This window comes from Micromonospora sp. NPDC093277 (assembly GCF_044765245.1).
Classification (GTDB): Bacteria; Actinomycetota; Actinomycetes; order Mycobacteriales; family Micromonosporaceae; genus Micromonospora.
Genome location: NZ_JBIWJO010000005.1, coordinates 460,393 through 480,085, shown reverse-complemented (window position 1 = coordinate 480,085; position 19,693 = coordinate 460,393). Strand labels below are relative to the sequence as shown.

Sequence of the window (19,693 nt, the reverse complement as noted above, 5' to 3'; positions counted from 1 at the left end):
CTGTTCAACAACCGGATCTACGGACTGACCAAAGGCCAGTACTCACCCACCTCCGAAACCGGCAAAATCACCAAATCCACGCCGGCCGGCTCCGCAGACGCCCCCTTCAACCCCCTCTCCCTCGCCCTCGGCGCCGAAGCCACCTTCGTGGCCCGCACCATCGACTCCGACCGCAAACACCTCCAATCCGTGCTCCGCGCCGCCGCACAACACCAAGGCTCCGCGTTCGTCGAGATCTACCAGAACTGCAACATCTTCAACGACGGCGCCTTCGACCCCCTCAAAGAACCCACCACCCGCGACGACCACCTCATCCGCCTCGAACACGGCCAGCCGATCACCTTCGGCACCAACAGCGAACACTGCATCGTCCACCCACCCGGCGGCTTCGGCCTCGACGTCCGCGACACCGCCACCACCCCCACCGACCAGATCGTCATCCACAACACCGACGTCACCGACCCCGCCTACGCCTTCGCCCTGTCCCGCCTGCCCGGACTCGACCTGTCCAACACCCCCATCGGCGTGTTCCGCTCCATCACCCGCCCCACCTACGACAACGTCGTACAAGAACAAGTCACCACCGCCAAAGCAGGCACCAACGACACCCCCGAACAACAACTCGCCGGCCTCCTCGCCAGCGGCGACACCTGGACCATCGACTAGGTGTAGGCAACGTTCTCCCGGGGGGTGCCGCGCGGCTTCAGCTCAATCGCGACTTCTGCACCTTGCCGAGCGCGTTGCGCGGCAACGCGTCGAGGAAGTGGACCCGGCGGGGGCGCTTGTGGACGGCCAGCTGCCGTGCCACGAAATCGATCAGGTCGGGCTCGGTGGCCCCGTCCGCCACCACGTACGCCGTGACCTGCTGCCCGAGCACCCGATCGGGAGCGCCGACGACCGCCGCCTCGCGTACCGCCGGGTGGGCCAGGAGCGCTTCCTCCACCTCCCCGGCCCCGATCCGGTAGCCCCCGCTCTTGATCAGGTCGACGGAGGCCCGCCCCACGATCCGGTGCCGGCCGTCCGCCGCGATGGTTGCGATGTCACCGGTCCGGAACCAGCCGTCGTCCATCCGTACGGCGGCGTCGGCGTCCGGGCGGTTGAGGTAGCCGTCGAACAGGGTGGACCCGCGCACCAGCAACTCGCCCATCCCGTCGCCGTCGGCGGGCACCGGCGCGCCGTGCTCGTCCACCAGCCGGGTCTCCACGTCGGGCAGGGCCCATCCCACCGTGCCGGCCACGGGCACCCGGTCCACCCGGGCGCTCACCGTGATCAGTGTCTCGGTCATGCCGTACCGTTCCCGCACCCGCTGCCCGGTGAGCGCGTGGAGTCCGTCGAAGACCGCCACCGGCAGCGCCGCACTGCCGGACACCAGCAACCGGGCACTCCGCAGCGCCCGGGCGGCGGACGGATCGGCGCAGATCCGGGACCAGACGGTCGGCACCCCGAAGAGCAGGGTGCCGCCGGCGGCGGCGTACCGCTCCGGTCGGGGGCGCCCGACGTGGTCGAGCCGGCCGCCCAGCCGCAGCGGGCCCAGCACGCCCAGCACCAGACCGTGTACGTGAAACAGCGGCAGCCCGTGCACCAGCAGATCGTCCGGCGCCCAGCACCAGGCGTCGGCGAGGCCGTCGAGGCAGGCCGCGATCGCCCGGCGGGACAGCAGTGCCCCCTTCGGGAGCCCGGTCGTTCCGCTGGTGTAGAGGATCAGCGCCGGTCGGTCGTCCGCCGGCTCGGGGTGGCGGCTCGCCGAGCGGGCGCGTGGCGACACCGGCACCACCGGCAGGTCGTCGCTGTCGGGGACTACGCCGGCCGGCGCCAGCATCGCCTCCGCGGCGGAGTCCCGCAGGATGTGGTCGCGCTCCATCGGCCCCGCGTCCGGCGGCACCGGCACCACCGTCACGCCGGCCAGCAGCGCCCCGACGACGCCCACCACCGTCTCCAGCGTCGCGGTCGCCACCACGGCGATCCGGTCCATCCCACGGATCCGGTCGGCCACCGCGGAGGCACTCTCCCGCAGGTGCGCGCCGGACATCGACCGTCCGGCGACCCGGATCGCGTCCGGGCGCTCGTCCGGAGCCTGCGACAGGGCCGTCAGCAGGCCCACGGCACCCGCTCCGCCATGGGCGTCCTCCCGGCTCGGCCGCCCGGTGGGGGCGGGCGGCCGCAGCACCCGCCGCGACCGTCGTCGTCAGCCAACCGCACCGGTGCCGCGCGGACAACCCCTGAATCTGTCGCAGGCGGGCGTCACTCGTCGCCGACGGTCTCCGTCTCGCCGTCGTGCTGGAACCGGGCGGCCAGGTGATCGTCGGGCTGCGGGGCCTGCGCCACCGTGTGATGGGGGTCCCCGTCCGGGGAGAAGAGCACCTGGTCGGTCTTGCCGGTCTTCTCCTGCTTCTCTTCGGGCTCCGTCACGCCTGGCTCCTTGTCGTCGCCGTCGCCGTGCTGACCGCCGGCCGGGCCGGGACGGCCCGTCGTACCCACCCTAGGCAGGCGCGGAGCGCCGCCGCAGGCGTTCACCGCCCAGCTGGGCCCACCCCGAAGCGCGGGAAAGGACCCGCCGGCGGCGGAGCATGCGCGATGGTGGGTTCGGTCGGCGGTGGCCGGTGGCGCGGCTGAGAGTTCGGAACCGATCGGCTGCGGTGGGAGCGCAGCCCGTTGCGGAGGTGGTCGGGTGCCGGCCAGGGAGATCGCCCAGCGGATCGGGAACCTGTTGGACCTCGCCGGGGTGCTCGTCATCGCCGTCGGCGTCGTCGCCACCACCGTCGTGTTCGTGGTGCGATGGTGGCGTACGCGTCGGCTCGTCGACGCCTATCGCCCCTACCGGCAGGGCGTCGGTCGGGCCATCCTGCTGGGGCTGGAGTTCCTGATCGGCGGGGACATCATCCGTACGGTGGCGGCCTCGCCCACCTTCGCCGACGTCGGCGTGCTGGCGCTGATCGTGCTGATCCGTACCTTCCTGAGCTTCTCGTTGGAGGTGGAGCTCAACCGCCGCTGGCCGTGGCAGGGGAGGGGCCCGGTGAGCGGCCGTGGCGGCGGGTGACGACGGGGGGGCGTGGCCGCGCTGCCGGCCGGCGCGAGCGGGCGGCGGCCCTTGTCAACACGAAAGGCGTGACCAACGACACGTGTTTCCGCCGCGTTGTCCAGGGAGAGTTGAATTCTGCCTGGTCACGAACCGGGGAGCGCCGACGAGAGGGGTACGGGGTGCCCGAGACGACCCGCAATTGGCCGAGTCAGGACGCGGTCCTGCCGGAGGACGTGACCGACCCGCTGCTGTGGCGGCTGGCGTACGACGTCGCCGTGGCGCACCAGCCCGACGCGGCGGGCCGCTGCCCCAGCCTGCTCTGCGGCGGCCAGGCTGCGCCCTGTGCGCCGCTGGTCAACGCCCGGCGGGCGATGCTCCTGGCCCGGGACGCGGCGCCGGGGTCCGCGCCGATCCCCGCGCAGTGGCACTGGCGGCGCGAGGCGGCCTGACCGGCGCCGGCGCGACCCCGGCCGGCCGTGGGCGGGTAACGGAGCGCGGTCAGTGATCGGCCTCCGGGCCGAACGCGGCGAGGAAGCGGTCCCGGAAGGTGTCCATCCGCCACACCGGCGCGTGCGGCCCGGGGCGCAGCCCGTCCTGCCATCCCCAGCCGGCCACCCGGCGTAGCACGGAGGGGTCCTTCGCCACGATGGTGATCGGCACGTCCCGGCTGGCTCCCGCACCGGTCACCGGGGCCGCCGCCTGGTGGTCGCCGAGGAACACCAGCACCAGGTCGTCCCCGCCGTAGGCGAGCAGGTACGTGACCAGGGTGTCCAGCGAGTACTCGACGGCGTCGCGGTAGTCGGCGCGGATCCGCGCGCCGTCCCGCCGTACCACGTCCCGGGCGCCGGTGGACGCCTCGTGGAAGATCGTCCCGTCGCCGACCGCGTCCCAGGGGACCGCCTTCGGGATCGGCGACCAGGGGGAGTGGCTGGAGACCAGCGGGATTTCCGCCATCAGCGGCGGGTGCGGCCGGGCCCGTTCCAGCCGCTGGAAGGTGGCCAGCGTGTACTGGTCGGGCATCGGCGCGTAGCCGAACTTCGGTCCCCGGTAGGCGAGTTTCGCCGCGTCGTAGTACCGGTCCCAGCCGAAGAACCTGCCCTCGGGCCAGGGCTCGGTGGCGGCGGGGAACACCCCGACGGTCTGCCAGCCGGCCCGGTGGAACGCGCCGCCCAGGGTGAGCCGGTCGCCGGCCAGCAGCGCGCCGTGGCGCTGGTCGTTGTCGGTCCACACGCCGGAGAGCAGGGTGGCGTGGGCCAGCCAGCTGCCGCCGCCGAAGGTGGGCGAGGTGAGGAACCCGCTGCGGGCGTCGTACCCCGCCGCGCGCAGCCGGCGGTAGCCGTCGTCCAGCACCGCGTCGACGCCCGGTGCCAGCTCGGGGTCCTCGACGGCGTCCCGGCCGTAGCTCTCCACGAACGCGACCAGCACGTCCTTGCCACGCAGCCCGGTCAGCAGCCGGTCTCCGGGCACGTCCCGGTACGCGTCGTCGGCCACCTCGGCGGCGAACGCCGCGCGGTCGCGTAGTCCGGCGCGTACCTGACCGGCGTGCGCCGCGACCAGGGTGCTGGCGTCCCGGCCGGCGACCGGTAGGCCGGCCAGGGCGCACACCAGCCAGAGCACGGACAGCGCCGCGACCACCCGCACGGCGCCCGTCCGGTGCCGTGCGGCGATTCGGGCCAGCCGCAGCACCGACACGGTCACCAGCACGGGCAGTCCGACGGCGAGGAGCAGGACCCCAGCCGCGGTGGCGACCGCGCCGGCCCGGCCGACCGAGTCGGCGACGAAACCGAAGCCGTCGTCGAGCAGCCCCCAGTCGAGCAGCACGTCGAACGGCCGGTCACGGGCCACGAAGAAGCCCAGGTCCAGCAACTTGAGCGCGGCGAGCAGCCCGAGCGTCAGGCCGAGCAGGACCGAGACCGGTCGGCGTACCCGGGCCGGGAGGACGAGCAACAGGGCGGCCGCGAGCAGCCCCTCCACCGGGATTCGCGGTAACGCGGCCGGCCCGATCCGGGCCGGTTCGCCCGGTATGACGAGGTCCGCGAGCACGAGCAGCGCGGCGAGGCCGGTGAGGGCGCCGGCTGCGAACCGGTGCTTCCGCGACGGCGGCGCCGGGTGGTCCGCCGGCCCGGTCCCGTCCGGCAAGGTGGTTGGGGCGGTGGCGCCGGCCGGTCGGGCCGGCGGGCTGCCGGCCGGGCGGCGGAGGCGGGGGAGGAGTGGCACGTCGGGTCCTTCTCGGCGAGGAGCGGTGCGGCCGACGTCAAACCGGCTGCCGCGCGGCGGCCCGGGCGCCCACCCGCTTCGGCGGACCGGCTGAGCCGGCCGGCGGTGCGGCGAGGGACGCCGGCGGAGGGGGGAGGGCCGCCTGCGATGCGGCCAGGGGTGTCGGCCGCGCCGGTAGGGGCTCCTGTCGTGCGGACAGGGGTGCCGGTCGCGGGGTGCGGCGGGCCGGGTGGGCGGCCTCGGCCGCCGAGCCGGCGGGACGGTGTCGCCACAGCCAGGCCACGTCGCGGCCGAACGACTCGACCAGCAGGGCCAGTGCGCCCGCGAGCAGCGCGGCGGTCGCCACCGGGGGCAGCACCCCGCCGGCCGCGACCAGCAGCACCACGCCCTGGGTCGCCGCGACGACCTTCCGCCAGTACCGCGGCGGCAGGGCGCCCCGCATCCAGGGCAGCGGCCGGCTCGCCGCGACGAAGGCGTACCGCATGCCGCCGATGGCCAGCACCCAGCCGCCGACGGACGGCGCGAGGTGGACGCTGAGCAGCAGGATCAGGAACGCGTCGACCTCCATGTCGAAGCGCGCGCCCACGGCGCTCGTCGTGCCGGTGCGCCGGGCCACCCAGCCGTCGACCGCGTCCAACGCCAGCGCCACGGCGGTCAGCGGGACCAGGACCGGCAGCGGCGCCGGCCCGCCCCAGCCGGACACGACCAGGGCCAGTACCCCGCCGACCAGCGAGGCCCGGACCAGGGTCACCCGGTCGGCCGGGCCGAGCCGGTCCGCACCGCCGGCCCGGAGGCCGTGCCGGAGCAGCCGGCCGAGCGCCACGCCGTAGGCCAGACCGGCGAGCCACCCCGCCGCGCCGATCTCCGCCACGCCGGCGAGCCCGGCAAGCAGGACGAACTGGATGACAAGCCCGACCAGTGGGCCATTTCGCACCGTGGACACCCGGCCTCCGTGTCTATGATCGACAACCCTGTTAATCAACACGGGATACCCGGCCGGCCGGTTCGGTCAACAGACGGAAATGAGGAAATCAGTGACCGGCGATGCCCAGGCATTCTGGCTCCGGACGCCCGGCGAGGGCGAGATCCGCCGGGTCGAGCTGCCGCCGCCCGGCCCCGGCGAGGTGCTGGTCCGGACCCGCTACTCCGGTGTCAGCCGGGGCACCGAGACGCTGGTCTTCACCGGTCGGGTCCCCGCCGACCAGTACGCCAGCATGCGCGCCCCGTTCCAGGAGGGCGACTTCCCGGCCCCGGTCAAGTACGGCTACCTCAGCGTCGGCATCGTCGAGCAGGGACCGGACCGGCTGCGCGGACGTACCGTCTTCTGCCTGCACCCGCACCAGACCGCGTACGTGGTGCCGGCCGACGCCGTGGTGGTCGTACCCGAGCAGGTGCCGGCCGCCCGGGCGGTGCTGGCCGGCACGGTGGAGACGGCGGTGAACGCGCTCTGGGACGCGGCGCCGCTGGTCGGCGACCGGGTGACCGTGGTCGGCGCGGGCATGGTCGGCTGCTGCGTCGCCGCCCTGCTCACCCGCTTCCCCGGCGTACGCGTCGAACTCGTCGACGCGGACCCGGCGCGGACCGCGGTGGCCGCCGCGCTCGGGGTCGAGTTCGCCCTGCCCGCCGACGCGGCCGGCGACCGGGACCTCGTGGTGCACGCCAGTGCCACCGCCGAGGGGCTGCAACGCGCCCTCGACCTGCTCCGTCCCGAGCGCACCGTGCTGGAGCTGAGCTGGTACGGCGACCGCCCGGTGACACTGGCCCTGGGTGGGGCGTTCCACTCGAAGCGGCTCGGAATCCGCAGCAGCCAGGTCGGCACCGTGTCACCCCGGCGGGCCGACCGCGGCTACGCCGACCGGCTGGCGCTCGCCCTGGAGCTGCTGGCCGACCCGGTGTTCGACGCGCTGCTCACCGGCCCGTCCCGCTTCGCCGAGCTGCCCGACGTGCTCGACCGGCTCGCCACCGGCCGGCTGCCCGCGCTCTGCCACCTCATCAGCTACTCCGAGGAGTGAGAATCGTGTTCAGCGTGACCGTCCGGGACCACATGATGGTCGCCCACAGCTTCCGGGGTGAGGTGTTCGGGCCCGCGCAGCGGCTGCACGGCGCCACCTTCGTGGTCGACGCCACCTTCCGCCGGGCGGAGCTGGACGCCGACGGGATCGTGGTCGACATCGGCCTGGCCACCGAGCAGCTGAAGGCCGTGCTCGGCGCGCTGACGTACCGCAACCTCGACGACGAGCCGGCCTTCGCCGGGGTGAACACCACCACCGAGGTGCTGGCCCGCACGGTCGCCGACCGGCTCGCCGAGGCCGTGCACGCCGGACGCCTCGGCGAAGGTGCCCGGGGCCTCGCCGGGATCACCGTCACCCTGCACGAGTCGCACGTGGCCTGGGCGAGCTACGAGCGGTCCCTGTAGCCGGATGGCACTCGTCCACGTGGTGCTGCCCGGCGACATCGACGACCCGGCCACTCCCAGCGGCGGCAACGCGTACGACCGGAGGGTCTGCCAGGGGCTCACCGCCGTCGGCTGGACCGTCCGGGAGCACCCCGTGCCCGGCGGCTGGCCGCACCCCGAGCCGGCCGCGCGGGCCGCCCTCGCCGGGCTGCTCGCCGCGCTGCCCGACGCCGCGCTCGTCCTGCTCGACGGCCTGGTCGCGTCCGTGGTGCCGGACGTGTTGGCCCCGCACGCCCGGCGGCTGCGCCTGGTGGTGCTCGTCCACCTGCCCGCCGAGGACGAGGACGAGGCCCGGTCGCTGGCCGTGGCGGCCGGCGTGGTCGCCACCAGCGAGTGGACCCGCCGCCGGCTGCTCGACCGCTACCCGCTCCGCGCCGACCGGGTGTGGGCCGCCCCGCCCGGCGTGGACCGGGCACCGGTCGCCTCCGGCTCACCGACCGGCAGCCGGTTGCTCTGCGTCGCGGCGATCACCCCGCTCAAAGGGCACGACGTGCTCGCCGCCGCCCTGGCCACGCTCACCGACCTCGACTGGACCTGCCACTGTGCCGGCGCGCTCACCCGGGATCCGGGCTTCGTCGGCCGACTCCGCAGGCAGCTCACCGACGCCGACCTGGCCGGCCGGGTCCGGCTGCCCGGCCCGTGCGCCGGGAAGGCCCGGGACGCCGCGTACGCCGCCGCCGATCTACTGGTTCTGCCGTCCCGGCGGGAGACCTACGGGATGGTGGTCACCGAGGCCCTCGCGCGCGGCGTACCGGTGCTCGGCAGTGACACCGGCGGGCTGCCCGAGGCGCTCGGACACACCCCGGACGGCCACCGGCCCGGCCTGCTGGTGCCACCCGAAGACGCGGCGGCGCTGGCCGGCGCGCTGCGCCGCTGGCTCACCGGCCCGGACCTGCGGGAGCAGCTGCGCCGCGCGGCCCGGCAGCGGCGGGACACCCTCACCGGCTGGACGGTCACCGTGGACCGTCTCGCGGCGGCCCTGAAGGAGGCGGTGCCGGCTTGATCACCCAGCTTCCATCCGACTTCGCCGACTGGTTGCGGCTGCGGGAGCCCGCCGACGCCGCGGCCCGGTCGGCCGACCTGGTGGACGCGGTCCGCCGCCGGCTGCCCGCCGACCGGCCCGTGGTCGTGCACGACCTGGGCAGCGGCACCGGCTCGATGGCCCGCTGGCTCGCGCCCCGGCTGCCCGGCCCGCAGCACTGGGTCCTGCACGAGCGGGATCCCGACCTGCTGGCCCTCGCCGCCGCCGAATGGGACACCGCCGGCCTGGTCACCGTGGCGACCCGGGGCTCCGACATCACCCGGTTGCGGGCCGCCGACCTCGCCGACGCCCACCTGATCACCGCGTCGGCGCTGCTGGACATGCTCACCGCCGACGAGGTCGAGCGGACGGTGGCGGCCTGCGCCGGCCGCCTCACCCTCTTCGCGCTCACCGTGGTCGGCCGGGTGGAGTTCACCCCGGCCGACCCGCTCGACGAAGACCTCACCGCCGCGTTCAACGCCCACCAGCGCCGCACCGTCGACGGCCGGATCCTGCTCGGGCCGGACGCCGTGGCCGTCACCGTGGCCGCCTTCCGCCGCCGGGGCATCGACGTCCAGGTCCGGCCCAGCCCCTGGCGGCTCGGCCCCGAGCAGCCGGCACTGACCGTCGAGTGGCTGACCGGCTGGCTCGACGCGGCGGTCGAGGAACGGCCGGACCTGGCCGGCGCGGCCAGGGCGTACCGGGACCGGCGGCTGGCGGAGGCGGCGTCCGGTCGGCTGCGCGTGGTGCTGCACCACGCCGATCTGCTGGCCGGGTGAACCGCACGGCGCCGGGGCCCGTGATATCAGGGGGACCGAGGGAGGACCGCTTGGCACCCACGACCGCAACCACCGTCCGCCCCACGCCCGCCGGCCCGGCCGTGCCGCCGTCGCGCCTCGCCGGGCCCGAGGCGCGCCCCGCGACGATCGGGCCGGCCCGGTCGCCCTGGTCGTGGGTACGGGCGCTCGGCGGGCTCGCGGTGCTCGGCGTCCTGGTCTGGTCGGTGGGCACCGGCCCGTTCCTGGCCGGCCTGCGGATGATCGACGCGCCGGCGCTCGCCGCCGCCCTCGCCGTCGGCGCGGTCACCACCGTCTGCTGCGCCTGGCGCTGGACGCTGGTCGCCGGCGGGCTCGGCGTACGGCTGCCACTGGCCGCCGCCGTCGCCCACTGCTACCGGGCGGTATTCCTCAACGCCACCCTCCCCGGAGGGGTGCTCGGCGACGTGCACCGGGCGATCCGGCACGGCCGGGACGCCGGAGACGTCGCCCGGGGCGTCCGGGCCGTGGTCTGGGAGCGCGCCGCCGGTCAGTTGGTCCAGCTCGTCATCGCGGTGGGCGTGCTGGCCGTGCTGCCGTCGCCGGTCCGGCCGTACCTGCCGGTGCTGGCGGCCGTGCTGGCCGTCGCGGGGCTGCTGCTGGTGCTCCTGGCCCGGGCCGCGCCCCGCTCCGGAGCATCCCGCTGGTCGCGGGCGGCACGTGCGGTGGTGACGGACGTCCGGTCCGGGCTGCTGGCCCGGCGCACCTGGCTCGGCGTGGTCGCGGCGTCCGTGGTGGTGGTCGCCGGCCACCTGGCCACCTTCGTGGTCGCGGCGCGCACCGCGGGCGCAGACGCGCCACTGTCCCGGCTGGTGCCGCTGGCCCTGCTCGCGCTGCTGGCCATGGGGGTGCCGGCGAACGTGGCCGGGTTCGGGCCGCGCGAAGGGGTGGCCGCCTGGGCGTTCGCCGCCGCCGGGCTGACCGCCGCCCAGGGCGTCGCCACCGCGACGGTGTACGGCGCGCTGGTCCTGGTCGCCAGCCTGCCCGGTGCGGCGGTGCTGCTGCGCCGGATCCGTGCCCAGGAGGCCGGCAACTGTCGGTGATCCCGCCTACGGTGAGGGTGCGAGGTGGCGTTGCCGGCGTGTCCGGCAGCCCCGGACGAAGGAGGACGATGGACGAAACGCTGCCCACGGCCACGGTTCGGACCCAGGTCACGGTCCCGCTGCGGTTCCCCGACGGGTACGTCACGACCGCCCGGGTGCACTCCTTCCACGGCTTGGTCGACGGCCGGGAGCATCTCGCCTTCGCGCTCGGCGACCGGGCCGCCGCCGGGGACCGGCCGGTGCCGGACGCCGCACCGCCGCTGGTCCGCCCGCACAGCGAGTGCCTCACCGGTGACGTGTTCGGCAGCCAGCGCTGTGACTGCGGGCCGCAGCTGCGGGAGGCGGTCGAGCGGATCGCCGAGGCCGGCGGATACCTGCTCTACCTGCGCCAGGAGGGCCGGGGCATCGGCCTGTACGCCAAACTCGACGCGTACGCCCTCCAGGACGGGGGTCTGGACACGTACGAGGCGAACGTGGCGCTGGGCCGGGGCGCCGACGAGCGCGACTACACGGTGGCCGCGCAGATGCTCGCTGCGCTGGGCGTGAGCCGGGTGGCCCTGCTCAGCAACAACCCGGACAAGGCGGCCCAGCTCGACCGGCTGGGCGTGACGGTGGTCGACCGGGTGCCGACCGGCGTACACCTGTCCCCGGCGAACGCCAACTACCTGGCGGCGAAGGCCACCCACGCCGACCATGCCCTCGACCTGCCGTTCGTGCCGTGACCACCCGCCCGTACGTGCTGCTGAGCTGCGCGATGTCGATCGACGGCTACATCGACGACGCCACCACCGAGCGGCTGCTGCTCTCCAACGACTCCGACCTCGACCGGATCGACGCGGTCCGGGCCGCCTGCGACGCGATCCTGGTCGGCGCGGCCACCGTGCGCCGCGACGACCCGCGGTTGCTGGTGCGCTCCGACCGGCGGCGGGCCCACCGGGTGGCGCGCGGCCTGCCCCCGTCGCCGGTGAAGGTCACCGTCACCGGCAGCGGTGACCTCGACCCGAAGGCCCGGTTCTTCGCGCTCGGCGACGGGGCGAAGCTGGTCTACTGCCCGACCGGCGCGGCGGAGAAGACCCGGGAGCAGGTGGGCGAGGTGGCGACCGTGGTCGACGTGGGTGAATCGGTCACCCCGGCAGCGGTGCTCACCGATCTCGCCGCCCGGGGCGTGTGCCGGCTGATGGTGGAGGGCGGCGGCAGCGTGCACGCCCAGTTCCTCACCGCCGGCCTCGCCGACGAGCTGCACCTGGTGGTCGCGCCGTTCTTCGTCGGCGATCGCCGGGCGCCCCGGTTCGTCGGGGACGGGCGCTTCCCGTGGCACCCGGGCCGCCGCGCCCGGGTCGTCGAGGTACGCCAGATCGGCGACGTCGTGCTCACCCGGTACGCCCTCTCCGACCGCTGCGACGGCGGCTGATCCGTCCCGGCGCCTGACCGATCTTGATCGGCCCCGCCACCGGGATGGCTGCCAGCGGTCCGCGGGGCCGGGTGGCGCCGACGGTCAGAGCACCTGCGACAGGAACCGGCGCAGCCTCGGGTGTTCCGGTGCCTCGAAGACGGCGGCCGGCTCGCCGGCCTCGAGGACCACGCCCCGGTCGATGAAGGCCACCGTGTCGGCGACCTCGCGGGCGAAGCCCATCTCGTGGGTGACCACCACCATGGTCATGCCGGCGGCGGAGAGGTCGGCCATCACCCCGAGCACGCCCTTGACCAGCTCCGGGTCGAGCGCCGAGGTGGCCTCGTCGAAGAGCATCACCTGCGGGCGCAGGGCCAGCGCGCGGGCGATCGCCACCCGCTGCTGCTGCCCCCCGGAGAGGTGCGCCGGCCGGGCGTCGGCCTTGCCGGCCAGCCCGACGAGGTCCAGCTGTTCCCGGGCGACCTGCGCCGCCTCGTCCTCGCCGAGCCGCTTGAGCCTGCGCAGCGCGAGGGTGATGTTGCGCAGCACGGTCATGTGCGGGAAGAGGTTGAACTGCTGGAAGACCATGCCGACCCGCTGGCGCAGGGCATCCGGGTCGTCGCCGAGCACACTGCGCCCGTCCAGCAGCACGTCGCCGCGGTCGGGCTCGATGAGCCGGTTGAGGGTGCGCAGCAGGGTCGACTTGCCGGACCCGGACGGGCCGATCACACAGGCGGTGCCGCCGCGGGCCACGTCCAGGTCGGCGCCGCGCAGCACCTGGTTGGCGCCGAAGGCCAGGTGCACGTCCCGGACGGCGAGGCTGACCGAGGTGGCGGTAGAGGAGGTCAACGCGGATCCTTTCCGGTCGGGGCCGCCGTGCCGGCGGGAGCGAGGTCGAGATCGTGGTCCGGATCGGGAAGGGCGGCGACCGTCCGGCCCTGGCGCAGCCGCCGGTCGATCCAGTTGACGGCGTGGGTCAACGGCACAGTCAGCACCAGGTAGAACAGGCCGGCCAGCAGCAACGCCGACTCGTTGCCGGTGGTGGCCGCGTAGTCCTGACCGATCCGGAACAGCTCGCGCTCGCTGGCCACCAGGCCCAGGAAGTAGACCAGGCTGGAGTCCTTGATCAGCGCGATGAGCTGGTTCACCCAGGCGGGCAGCACCCGGCGTACGCCCTGCGGGACGATCACCAGGCGCATCGCCTCGCCCCACGAGAAGCCGAGCGCCCGGGCCCCCTCCAACTGGGCGGCCTCGACGCTCTGGATGCCGGACCGGAAGATCTCCCCGATGTAGGCGGCGGCGATCAGCGACAGCGCCAGGATGCCCAGCGGGTAGGGGTTCGGCCCCCACACCTGCATGCCGAGCGGCGCCAGGCCGACGCCGATGAGCAGGATGGTCGCCGCCGCCGGCAGGCCGCGGAACACGTCGGTGTAGACCCGGGCCGGCCACCGCAACCATCGGGTACGCGAGATGCCGGCGATCGCCAGCAGCATGCCCAGCACCGAGCCGAGCAGGGCGGCGGAGACCGCCAGGATCAGCGTGTTCGGCAGCCCGACGGTCAGCATCTCGGGCAGCGCCTCACGCATGGCGTCCCAGTCGAAGAAGGTCTCCCACAGGGTGCGCAACGGATCCATCGTCTTCTCCTACCGCCCCGCTCGCTCGTCCGGACTACTTCAGGAGGCGGCCGACGGCGACGGCGCCGCGACCGTGCCGCTGCCCGGCTTGAAGTCGGCCGGGATCGGCCGGCCCGGGTAGTACTGCGCCTGGAGGCGGGACCAGGTGCCGTCGGCGATCACCTCGTCGAGGCCCTCGTTCAGCGCCTCGCGCAGCTTGTCGTTGCCCTTGGCGACGGCGTACGCGGTCGGGGCCGGGCTGAGCTGCTTGGCCGCCACCGTGATCTTGCCGTTGCTGTCCTCGGCGGACTTGTCGCCGATCTCGGCCGGGGCGATCCAGGCGTCGGCGGTGCCGGCCTTGAGCTGGTTGATCGCCCCGTTGTAGTCGGGCACCCGCACCGGGTTGAGGTTTTCTCCGGTGGCGTAGTCGTCCTGCACCGTGCCCTGCACGACCACGACTCGCTTGCCGGCGAGCTGGTCGAAGCCGGTGATCGGCGAGCCGGCCGGCACGTCGAGTCCGAAGTAGCCGAAGTCGTAGCCGTTGCCGAAGTCGACGGTCTTCTTGCGAGCCTCGGTGATCGTGATGGACGAGCTGCCCACGTCGAACTTGCGGTTGTTGACCTGGGAGAGCAGGGCCGAGAAGTCGGTGCCGACGAACTCGACCTTCAGACCCACCTTCGTGGCTACCGCGCTGAGCAGGTCGTTGTCGAAGCCGGTGAACTTGCCGTCCTTCAGGTAGACGTTCGGTGGGGCGTCGGTGAGCGTGCCGGCCCGCAGCACGCCCGGCTGGAGCAGGCCGTACGGGTTGGCGGCCGGGCTGGTGGAGCTGCCGTCGCCGCACGCGGTGAGGCCGGTGGCGGCGAGTACGGCGGCGGCGCCGAGCGCGGCGACGCGGGTCAGGGCGGGAAGGAATCGCACAGGTGTCTCCAGGGTCCGATGGCGACGTGGGCGCACGCCGCCGACGGCGCGCCCGGGTTCGGGCGAGCCGCGAGGGTGGATCAGGAAAGGAGGAGGTGGCGCGTCAGCGCGCGCCGGCGCGGCGACACGAGTCGCTGCAAACCCGCATCAGATCGACGTGCCGGCGCTTGACCAGCGCGAAGTCGGCCGGGTAGGCGACGCCGTCGGAGAGCGGGGTGCGAAGCTGAGCAGACATGGTTCCCTCTGGTCGGTGATGACCTGGGTTCCAGGCCACGCTTGCACCGGCGTGCTGCCGGTGCCTGGTCCTCACCCGGGGCACCCCACCGCGGAGGAGGGTTGCCGGCCAGCGAGCCGGGGCTTGACGCTGGCGCTCATGACCTGCCGATCACGTTAGCAGCAGCGTCACCCCGGACGTCCAGCCGTTATGACCACCCTCACGTACCGCGCCTTACGCCGCCCCCGCCGGGCTGCTAGTTTTCTCCGGTGTTCGCCCTACCCCTGACCGACGACGCCGAGCTGCGGCCGCTCGAACCGTGGCGCTCCGGCGAGTTCCTCGCCAACCTCGACCGCTGCCGGGAGCACATCGCCCCCTGGGTGGGCGCGTCCTTCGTCGCCACTGACGCGGACTCCGCCCGGCAGGTGCTGCAGAACTACGCCGACCGGTGGGCGCGCGACGGGGGCGGCATCTGGGGCATCTGGCAGCGCGGCACCCTGGTCGGCGGGGTGCTGTTCGTGTCGTTCGACGTCGCCCAGGGCGTCTGCGAGGCCGGCTGCTGGCTGGAGGCCGGCGCCGAGGGGCAGGGCCTGGTCACCCGGGCCGCCCGCGTGATCATCGACTGGGCGATCCGCGAGCGGGGCATCCACCGGGTGGAGTGGGAGACCAAAGCCGGCAACGAGCGCAGCATCGCCGTCGCGCGGCGGTTGGGCATGCGTCGCGACGGCGTCCGCCGCGAGGCAGCCCCGGGGCAGTCCGGCCGGGCCGACCTGGAGCTCTGGTCGGTGCTGGCCCCGGAATGGAAGCCCTGACAGCCTGCCACCCCGGACACGCGCGGGAGTTTTGTCGTACCCGTACGTCAACATCTGTCCATGGCTGCCCCCGCACTGGCCGACCGGTCCCCTCAGCCGCGCGCCCTGCCGCTGCGCGAGGTCCGCACCCGGCTCACCCAGCTCGTTGCCCTCGCCGAGCTGACCGACACGATCACCGTGGTCACCCGCGACGGCGACCCGCGTCCGGTCGCCGCCATCGTGCCCGCCTCGGCGGCCCGCACGGCGGCACAGGCCCGGGCCGACGCCGAACGGCTGGCCGCGATCAGCGCCGGCTGGTCCCGTCGCCTCGAGGAGCTGCACCGGCAGAGCAGCCGGCGGCACGCAGCCGAGCGGCGTGCGCTGACCGACGCCCTCGCCGAGGTCTGGGCCGAACTGGACCGCCGCGCCCCGGCCGGTGACCCCGCACTCGCCCGGCTCCGCGCCGCGCACGCCGAGCTGTTGCGGGACTGACCCGCGCAGGTCCGACGAACCTGGGCCCGATCCGCCACAATGGAGCCTCGTTGCGGACGGCGGAGGCGGGAGGGTCGGACATGAGCCAGCTCAGCGAACCGGGCACCAGCGCGCCGGAGCCGCTCGGCGCCCTGACCGGCGCCTCCCGGTTCCGGCAGCTGCGGTTGTCGGCCCTGCTGGTGGTGCTCGTCGTGCTGGTGGCCGCGGTGCTCGGCGTGGCCACCGCCACCGGCCCACCCACCCTGGCCGAGCTGCGCAGCCAGGCCGGCCTGGACGGCAAACAGGAACTCCTGATCGGGGTCAAGGACGACCAGCCCGGGGTGTCCCAGCTCATGGAGGACGGGAGCTACCGCGGCTTCGACATCGACATCGCCTACATGATCGCGGCGGACCTGGGGTTCAAGCGCCGGCAGGTGGGATTCCTGTCGATCGAGAGCGAGGACCGGGCACGCCGGCAGGCGTACGACGGGACGAACTTCGTCACCGTGGACCTGGTGATCGCCTCGTACAGCGTCACCCAGCAGCGCAGGGAGCAGGGCGTCGTCTTCTCCGAGCCGTACCTGGCGACGGAACAGTCGGTGCTGACGCTGCGCAGTTACCCGGGCCGGGTCGACGGGCTGGGCGACCTGCGCGGTCGTAAGGTCTGCACCCTGGCCACCTCCACCTCGGAGCTGCGGCTGCGGTCGTACGGGGCCGAGGCCAGCGGCAAGAACCGGATCAGCGAGTGCGTGCAGGAGCTCTACGACGGCACGATCGACGCGGTGACCACGGACGCGGCGATCCTGGCCGGCTTCGTGGCGCCATCCGCTCCGGACGCCACGCCGAAGCACCCGTTGCGCGGGGTCAAGCCGCTGCGACACTGGGACATCGGTGAGGACCTGGAGGAGAGATGGGGCGTGAACACCGGCCCGAAGCCGGCGATGAGGGAGCTGGTCGACTGGTCCCTCTACCAGGCCGCCACCCGGCCCGGTAAGGACGCCTGGGACGCCGCGTTCGAAGCGAATCTGGCCCGGGAGCAGCCCGCCAACCGACCGCAGCAGGTGGCGGTGGGGCAACAGCCGGAGTGTCGGAAGGTGAGAGTACGCCAGTGGCCGTGGGAGTCGATGGTCCTCGTCCCCTCGGGCCCCGCCCGTCGGGTGGCCCGGCGCGCCGACCGGGCGCGCAGCAGGGGCAGCAGTGGCTGCTGACGCTGCTGCCGGCGTTCCCGGTGCTGCTGCTGGTGCTGCGGCTGTGGCAGCTCAGCCGGCAGGACATGCCGACCATGCTGCTGCTGGTGCAGTACGTCAGCCCGCTCGGTCTGCTCAGCGCGCTGCTCATCGCCCTGGTCTGGGCGTTTCCGCTGTTGGTGCTCGGCACCGGCGTGCTCGGTTCGGTGCTGCGGGTCAGCGCCCCGGAGCGGTTCGACCCGGACCGGTCGCTACTGGCGTACGTGACCGCCCGTACCCCGGGCTGGGTGCTGGCCGGGGCGTCGGTGCTGGCGGCGCTCACCTGGCAGATGCGCTTCCTGCCGGCGCTGCTGATGATCGTGCTGTGGCTCGTCGGGCTGCGGATCCGCCGCCGTTATCCGGACCGCGCCGACCTGCTGCTCGCGCTGGGGCTGGTGCTGCCGCTGCTCGCCGGCCTGGTCGCGTACGTCTGGCTGGGCCCGGCGATCGTCTCCGCGTTGCGCCACGGTGAGCTGGCGACGGCGGCGCTGCTCGGGGTGCCCCCGGCGGCGGCCGTGGTGCTCACCGGGCCGATCCCGCGCCGCTCCGCGCCGCTGCTGACCCAGCTGGCGTCCTACGTGCTGGCCGCGGTGGTGCCGCTGGTCAGCGGCACGGTGTTCCTGCGGGTGCCGCTGCTGCCGTCGGTGGCGGTCGAGGTCGGACCGCCGCCGCCCGAGCCCGCGGTCGAGGTGGTGCCCGGGCAGGCGATCACCGTGACCGACCGGATGACGATCGTGCTGGACGGGAACGGCCGGGTCCGGTTCCTGCCCAACGAGGAGGTCCGGGCCCAGATCCTCTGCCCCGGCCCGGAACGGCTCCCGGTCAGCGAGGTGAGCGTGCACGGCTGGCCGGTCGAGCGGACCGCGCTGGACTGGATGATGCCGCGGCAACGGCCCGAGCCGGTGGACAGCCGCTGCTCCGGCCGGCTGGAGGTGCCGCCGCGACCGGCGGGCGGCTGACGCCGGCAGAGCGGCCGGAAACCTCCCGGCCATGAAGCCACGCCGACGGCGACATACGCGACTGGTGCGACGGCCCCACGCACCGATCGTCAGCCACGAGTGCCGCCGCGTTCGTTTCTTGCGGCGAGGCGCTGGGCCTGCCCGTTGTGCACATCGCTCACCCACTCCCAGCCGGGCTTAGCCGAGGGGCCGATCCGCGGGTCACTGGGAACGTGGCCCTCACGCAAGGCGAGCACGTACGCCCGATCCCGCTCGATCCGTGCGTGCACCTCATCAGCTCCGCCGACTGACCCGTGGCCGGGGACGAGGACATCGACGTCGCCCGCCACGCCCTCCAGCAGCCGCAGCGCTGCGAGGTAGTCCTCGATAGGGTCAGCGGTGCCGTCCAGGTCGAGCATCGGAATCAGGACATCAGAGAGCATGTCGCCAGCGACGAGAACCCCGCGCTCTTCGATAAACAGCGCCGCATGGCCCGGCGCATGCGCCTGGTGCTCGATGATCCGGGCTTGAGGACCACCCCATGGAATCCGCGCTGTCTCGGCGGGCAGAGCGGTGATCAGGCCGAACAGCTCCAGCGGGACCTGCTCGGCGATGCCCGTCGGTTCCAGGTGGGCGGTTATCTCGGCCTTCGCACCCGGGTCGGACAGCTGATCCCGGACAGTGGCCGCGCAGCGGGCCGTGCCGTAACGCGGGGCCGCGCCGAGCTGGGGGTGCCAGAGTAGGTGATCCCAATCCGGATGGGTCGAGAAGCCTGCCACAACGGTCTGGCCCAAATTGGACAGGTCGCTCGCGAGGCAGGCCATTTCGTGGTCCTGCACCCCGGGGTCAATGAGCAGCACGCCCGCCCGGCCCTGCACCACGATGGCGTTGCTCTGGACGAACTCGCTCTCGTGGACCAGCACACCGTCTGCGACCTGCCTCAGCATGAGCCCGCCCCCCTTGCATCCCGGATGGTGTAACGGTGCATCGTGACTCCCTGCTTGAACGATCGCTGCTCAAGCAGGTCGAGCTCGATCGGGATGTCGTAGTCGTCGAACAGCGGCCTGCCGAAGCCGAGGATCGCGGGGTGGGTGAAGAGCAGCAGCTCGTCGAGCAGCCCCGCCCGGAGCAACTGCGTGGCGAGCGCCGCGCCGCCCACACCGATGGTGCCGTCGGTCCCGGCCCGCAGGGCGGCGAGTTGCTCGATCGCGTCGTCTCCGCCGATGATCCGGGTGTTGTGATCGGCGTCGTGGCGGGTGCGGGAGACGAGCACCTTGGGCGCGGCGGTCCAGATCTCGCCGTACTCACGCATGACATCCGGCAGCGACGCGTCCTCGCGCGCCCGTGGCCAGTACTCCTCCATCGTCTCGTAGATGACCCGGCCCTGGACCATGAGCGCGAGCCCCCGCGCCCGCGCGTTGAACTCGCGGTGCAGTTCCTCGTCGATGCGCAGCCACTCGCCGGCACCGTTGTCCCCGGGAACTTGCTCGATCCGCAGGTCGAGGGACACGTTCATCCAATATACGAAGCGGCCCATCCCCTCCCCATCCCTTAGTGGTTGC

General features: G+C 73.9%; 24 protein-coding genes and 1 riboswitch. Of the genes, 14 read left to right on the top strand and 10 right to left on the bottom strand.

Going from position 1 to position 19,693, the window contains the following annotated elements; genetic code table 11:
* The coding region (locus ACIRG9_RS14435; protein ID WP_402854956.1) for a thiamine pyrophosphate-dependent enzyme at positions 1-666 on the top strand (666 nt) is incomplete at its 5' end.
* Between the two features lie 37 nt (positions 667-703).
* On the opposite strand, the gene ACIRG9_RS14430 is transcribed toward ACIRG9_RS14435, so the two are convergent.
* Positions 704-2,101 carry an acyl-CoA synthetase gene (locus ACIRG9_RS14430; protein WP_402854954.1) on the bottom strand — a complete coding sequence of 466 codons (1,398 nt, stop codon included), beginning with the start codon at positions 2,099-2,101 and terminating at the stop codon, positions 704-706.
* Positions 2,102-2,241: 140 nt separating this feature from the next.
* Positions 2,242-2,409 (bottom strand): hypothetical protein, encoded by a 168-nt coding sequence (locus tag ACIRG9_RS14425; RefSeq protein ID WP_402854952.1) that lies wholly within the window; start codon positions 2,407-2,409, stop codon positions 2,242-2,244.
* Between the two features lie 259 nt (positions 2,410-2,668).
* Between ACIRG9_RS14425 and ACIRG9_RS14420 the strand changes: the two genes are divergently transcribed.
* Together ACIRG9_RS14420 and ACIRG9_RS14415 are read left to right on the top strand one after the other, a co-directional pair.
* Complete coding sequence (locus ACIRG9_RS14420) at positions 2,669-3,037, top strand: DUF1622 domain-containing protein (protein ID WP_402854950.1); 369 nt, start codon at positions 2,669-2,671, stop codon at positions 3,035-3,037.
* 161 nt (positions 3,038-3,198) lie between these two features.
* Complete coding sequence (locus ACIRG9_RS14415; RefSeq protein WP_402854948.1) at positions 3,199-3,468, top strand: hypothetical protein; 270 nt, start codon at positions 3,199-3,201, stop codon at positions 3,466-3,468.
* Positions 3,469-3,517: 49 nt separating this feature from the next.
* Here ACIRG9_RS14415 and ACIRG9_RS14410 read toward each other — a convergent pair whose 3' ends face one another.
* Positions 3,518-5,236, bottom strand: a complete 1,719-nt coding sequence (locus ACIRG9_RS14410) for a sulfatase (RefSeq protein ID WP_402854947.1) — start codon at positions 5,234-5,236, stop codon at positions 3,518-3,520.
* Between the two features lie 37 nt (positions 5,237-5,273).
* Positions 5,274-6,179 (bottom strand): CDP-alcohol phosphatidyltransferase family protein, encoded by a 906-nt coding sequence (locus ACIRG9_RS14405; protein WP_402854945.1) that lies wholly within the window; start codon positions 6,177-6,179, stop codon positions 5,274-5,276.
* A 91-nt stretch (positions 6,180-6,270) separates the two neighbouring features.
* On the opposite strand from ACIRG9_RS14405, the gene ACIRG9_RS14400 reads away from it, so the two are divergent.
* The 7 genes from ACIRG9_RS14400 (at position 6,271) to ACIRG9_RS14370 (ending at position 11,981) form a co-directional block, all read left to right on the top strand.
* Positions 6,271-7,248 (top strand): dehydrogenase, encoded by a 978-nt coding sequence (locus ACIRG9_RS14400; RefSeq protein ID WP_402854944.1) that lies wholly within the window; start codon positions 6,271-6,273, stop codon positions 7,246-7,248.
* 5 nt (positions 7,249-7,253) lie between these two features.
* A complete protein-coding gene (locus tag ACIRG9_RS14395; RefSeq protein WP_402854942.1) occupies positions 7,254-7,652 on the top strand; it encodes a 6-pyruvoyl trahydropterin synthase family protein in 399 nt (132 codons plus the stop codon).
* 4 nt (positions 7,653-7,656) lie between these two features.
* Positions 7,657-8,694, top strand: a complete 1,038-nt coding sequence (locus ACIRG9_RS14390; protein WP_402854940.1) for a glycosyltransferase family 4 protein — start codon at positions 7,657-7,659, stop codon at positions 8,692-8,694.
* Complete coding sequence (locus ACIRG9_RS14385) at positions 8,691-9,491, top strand: methyltransferase domain-containing protein (RefSeq protein ID WP_402854938.1); 801 nt, start codon at positions 8,691-8,693, stop codon at positions 9,489-9,491. Before ACIRG9_RS14390 ends, ACIRG9_RS14385 begins: the two co-directional genes overlap by 4 nt.
* A 146-nt stretch (positions 9,492-9,637) precedes the next feature.
* Positions 9,638-10,570 (top strand): lysylphosphatidylglycerol synthase domain-containing protein, encoded by a 933-nt coding sequence (locus ACIRG9_RS14380; protein WP_402854970.1) that lies wholly within the window; start codon positions 9,638-9,640, stop codon positions 10,568-10,570.
* Between the two features lie 68 nt (positions 10,571-10,638).
* On the top strand, positions 10,639-11,292 hold the full coding sequence (gene ribA / locus ACIRG9_RS14375) for a GTP cyclohydrolase II (RefSeq protein WP_402854936.1): 654 nt from the start codon (positions 10,639-10,641) through the stop codon (positions 11,290-11,292).
* A complete protein-coding gene (locus tag ACIRG9_RS14370; protein WP_402854935.1) occupies positions 11,289-11,981 on the top strand; it encodes a RibD family protein in 693 nt (230 codons plus the stop codon). Before ribA ends, ACIRG9_RS14370 begins: the two co-directional genes overlap by 4 nt.
* 84 nt (positions 11,982-12,065) lie before the next feature.
* Here the strand turns inward: ACIRG9_RS14370 and ACIRG9_RS14365 are convergent, their stop codons facing one another.
* The 4 genes from ACIRG9_RS14365 to ACIRG9_RS14350 form a co-directional block, all read right to left on the bottom strand.
* Positions 12,066-12,809, bottom strand: a complete 744-nt coding sequence (locus ACIRG9_RS14365) for an amino acid ABC transporter ATP-binding protein (RefSeq protein ID WP_402854933.1) — start codon at positions 12,807-12,809, stop codon at positions 12,066-12,068.
* Positions 12,806-13,594 (bottom strand): amino acid ABC transporter permease, encoded by a 789-nt coding sequence (locus ACIRG9_RS14360; RefSeq protein WP_402854931.1) that lies wholly within the window; start codon positions 13,592-13,594, stop codon positions 12,806-12,808. Before ACIRG9_RS14360 ends, ACIRG9_RS14365 begins: the two co-directional genes overlap by 4 nt.
* Positions 13,595-13,633: 39 nt before the next feature.
* Entirely contained in the window at positions 13,634-14,491 is an 858-nt protein-coding gene (locus tag ACIRG9_RS14355; RefSeq protein WP_402854929.1) for an ABC transporter substrate-binding protein, read from the bottom strand.
* Positions 14,492-14,594: 103 nt separating this feature from the next.
* Positions 14,595-14,726 (bottom strand): hypothetical protein, encoded by a 132-nt coding sequence (locus ACIRG9_RS14350; protein ID WP_402854927.1) that lies wholly within the window; start codon positions 14,724-14,726, stop codon positions 14,595-14,597.
* Positions 14,727-14,758: 32 nt separating this feature from the next.
* Positions 14,759-14,870, bottom strand: a riboswitch (SAM riboswitch).
* Between the two features lie 104 nt (positions 14,871-14,974).
* On the opposite strand from ACIRG9_RS14350, the gene ACIRG9_RS14345 reads away from it, so the two are divergent.
* From ACIRG9_RS14345 to ACIRG9_RS14330, 4 genes are all read left to right on the top strand, one after another.
* Positions 14,975-15,517 carry a GNAT family N-acetyltransferase gene (locus ACIRG9_RS14345; RefSeq protein WP_402854926.1) on the top strand — a complete coding sequence of 181 codons (543 nt, stop codon included), beginning with the start codon at positions 14,975-14,977 and terminating at the stop codon, positions 15,515-15,517.
* Positions 15,518-15,577: 60 nt separating this feature from the next.
* The gene (locus ACIRG9_RS14340; protein WP_091118342.1) at positions 15,578-15,988 is read left to right on the top strand and encodes a hypothetical protein; all 411 of its coding nucleotides are present in this window, start codon (positions 15,578-15,580) and stop codon (positions 15,986-15,988) included.
* Between the two features lie 80 nt (positions 15,989-16,068).
* On the top strand, positions 16,069-17,175 hold the full coding sequence (locus ACIRG9_RS14335; RefSeq protein ID WP_402854924.1) for a transporter substrate-binding domain-containing protein: 1,107 nt from the start codon (positions 16,069-16,071) through the stop codon (positions 17,173-17,175).
* Positions 17,082-18,152, top strand: a complete 1,071-nt coding sequence (locus tag ACIRG9_RS14330; protein ID WP_402854922.1) for a hypothetical protein — start codon at positions 17,082-17,084, stop codon at positions 18,150-18,152. The genes ACIRG9_RS14335 and ACIRG9_RS14330 overlap by 94 nt, the downstream gene beginning before the upstream one ends.
* Positions 18,153-18,241: 89 nt before the next feature.
* Here ACIRG9_RS14330 and ACIRG9_RS14325 read toward each other — a convergent pair whose 3' ends face one another.
* Together ACIRG9_RS14325 and ACIRG9_RS14320 are read right to left on the bottom strand one after the other, a co-directional pair.
* Positions 18,242-19,078 (bottom strand): MBL fold metallo-hydrolase, encoded by an 837-nt coding sequence (locus ACIRG9_RS14325; protein ID WP_402854920.1) that lies wholly within the window; start codon positions 19,076-19,078, stop codon positions 18,242-18,244.
* The gene (locus ACIRG9_RS14320) at positions 19,072-19,647 is read right to left on the bottom strand and encodes a dihydrofolate reductase family protein (RefSeq protein ID WP_402854918.1); all 576 of its coding nucleotides are present in this window, start codon (positions 19,645-19,647) and stop codon (positions 19,072-19,074) included. Before ACIRG9_RS14320 ends, ACIRG9_RS14325 begins: the two co-directional genes overlap by 7 nt.
* Positions 19,648-19,693 lie beyond the last annotated feature (46 nt).

Coding starts and splice junctions, on each gene's coding strand:
- ACIRG9_RS14390 (WP_402854940.1), top strand. CDS start 7,657: ATGGCACTCGTCCACGTGGTGCTGCCCGGCGACATCGACGACCCGGCC.
- ribA (WP_402854936.1), top strand. CDS start 10,639: ATGGACGAAACGCTGCCCACGGCCACGGTTCGGACCCAGGTCACGGTC.
- ACIRG9_RS14360 (WP_402854931.1), bottom strand. CDS start 13,594: ATGGATCCGTTGCGCACCCTGTGGGAGACCTTCTTCGACTGGGACGCC.
- ACIRG9_RS14350 (WP_402854927.1), bottom strand. CDS start 14,726: ATGTCTGCTCAGCTTCGCACCCCGCTCTCCGACGGCGTCGCCTACCCG.
- ACIRG9_RS14340 (WP_091118342.1), top strand. CDS start 15,578: ATGGCTGCCCCCGCACTGGCCGACCGGTCCCCTCAGCCGCGCGCCCTG.
- ACIRG9_RS14335 (WP_402854924.1), top strand. CDS start 16,069: ATGAGCCAGCTCAGCGAACCGGGCACCAGCGCGCCGGAGCCGCTCGGC.
- ACIRG9_RS14325 (WP_402854920.1), bottom strand. CDS start 19,078: ATGCTGAGGCAGGTCGCAGACGGTGTGCTGGTCCACGAGAGCGAGTTC.
- ACIRG9_RS14320 (WP_402854918.1), bottom strand. CDS start 19,647: ATGAACGTGTCCCTCGACCTGCGGATCGAGCAAGTTCCCGGGGACAAC.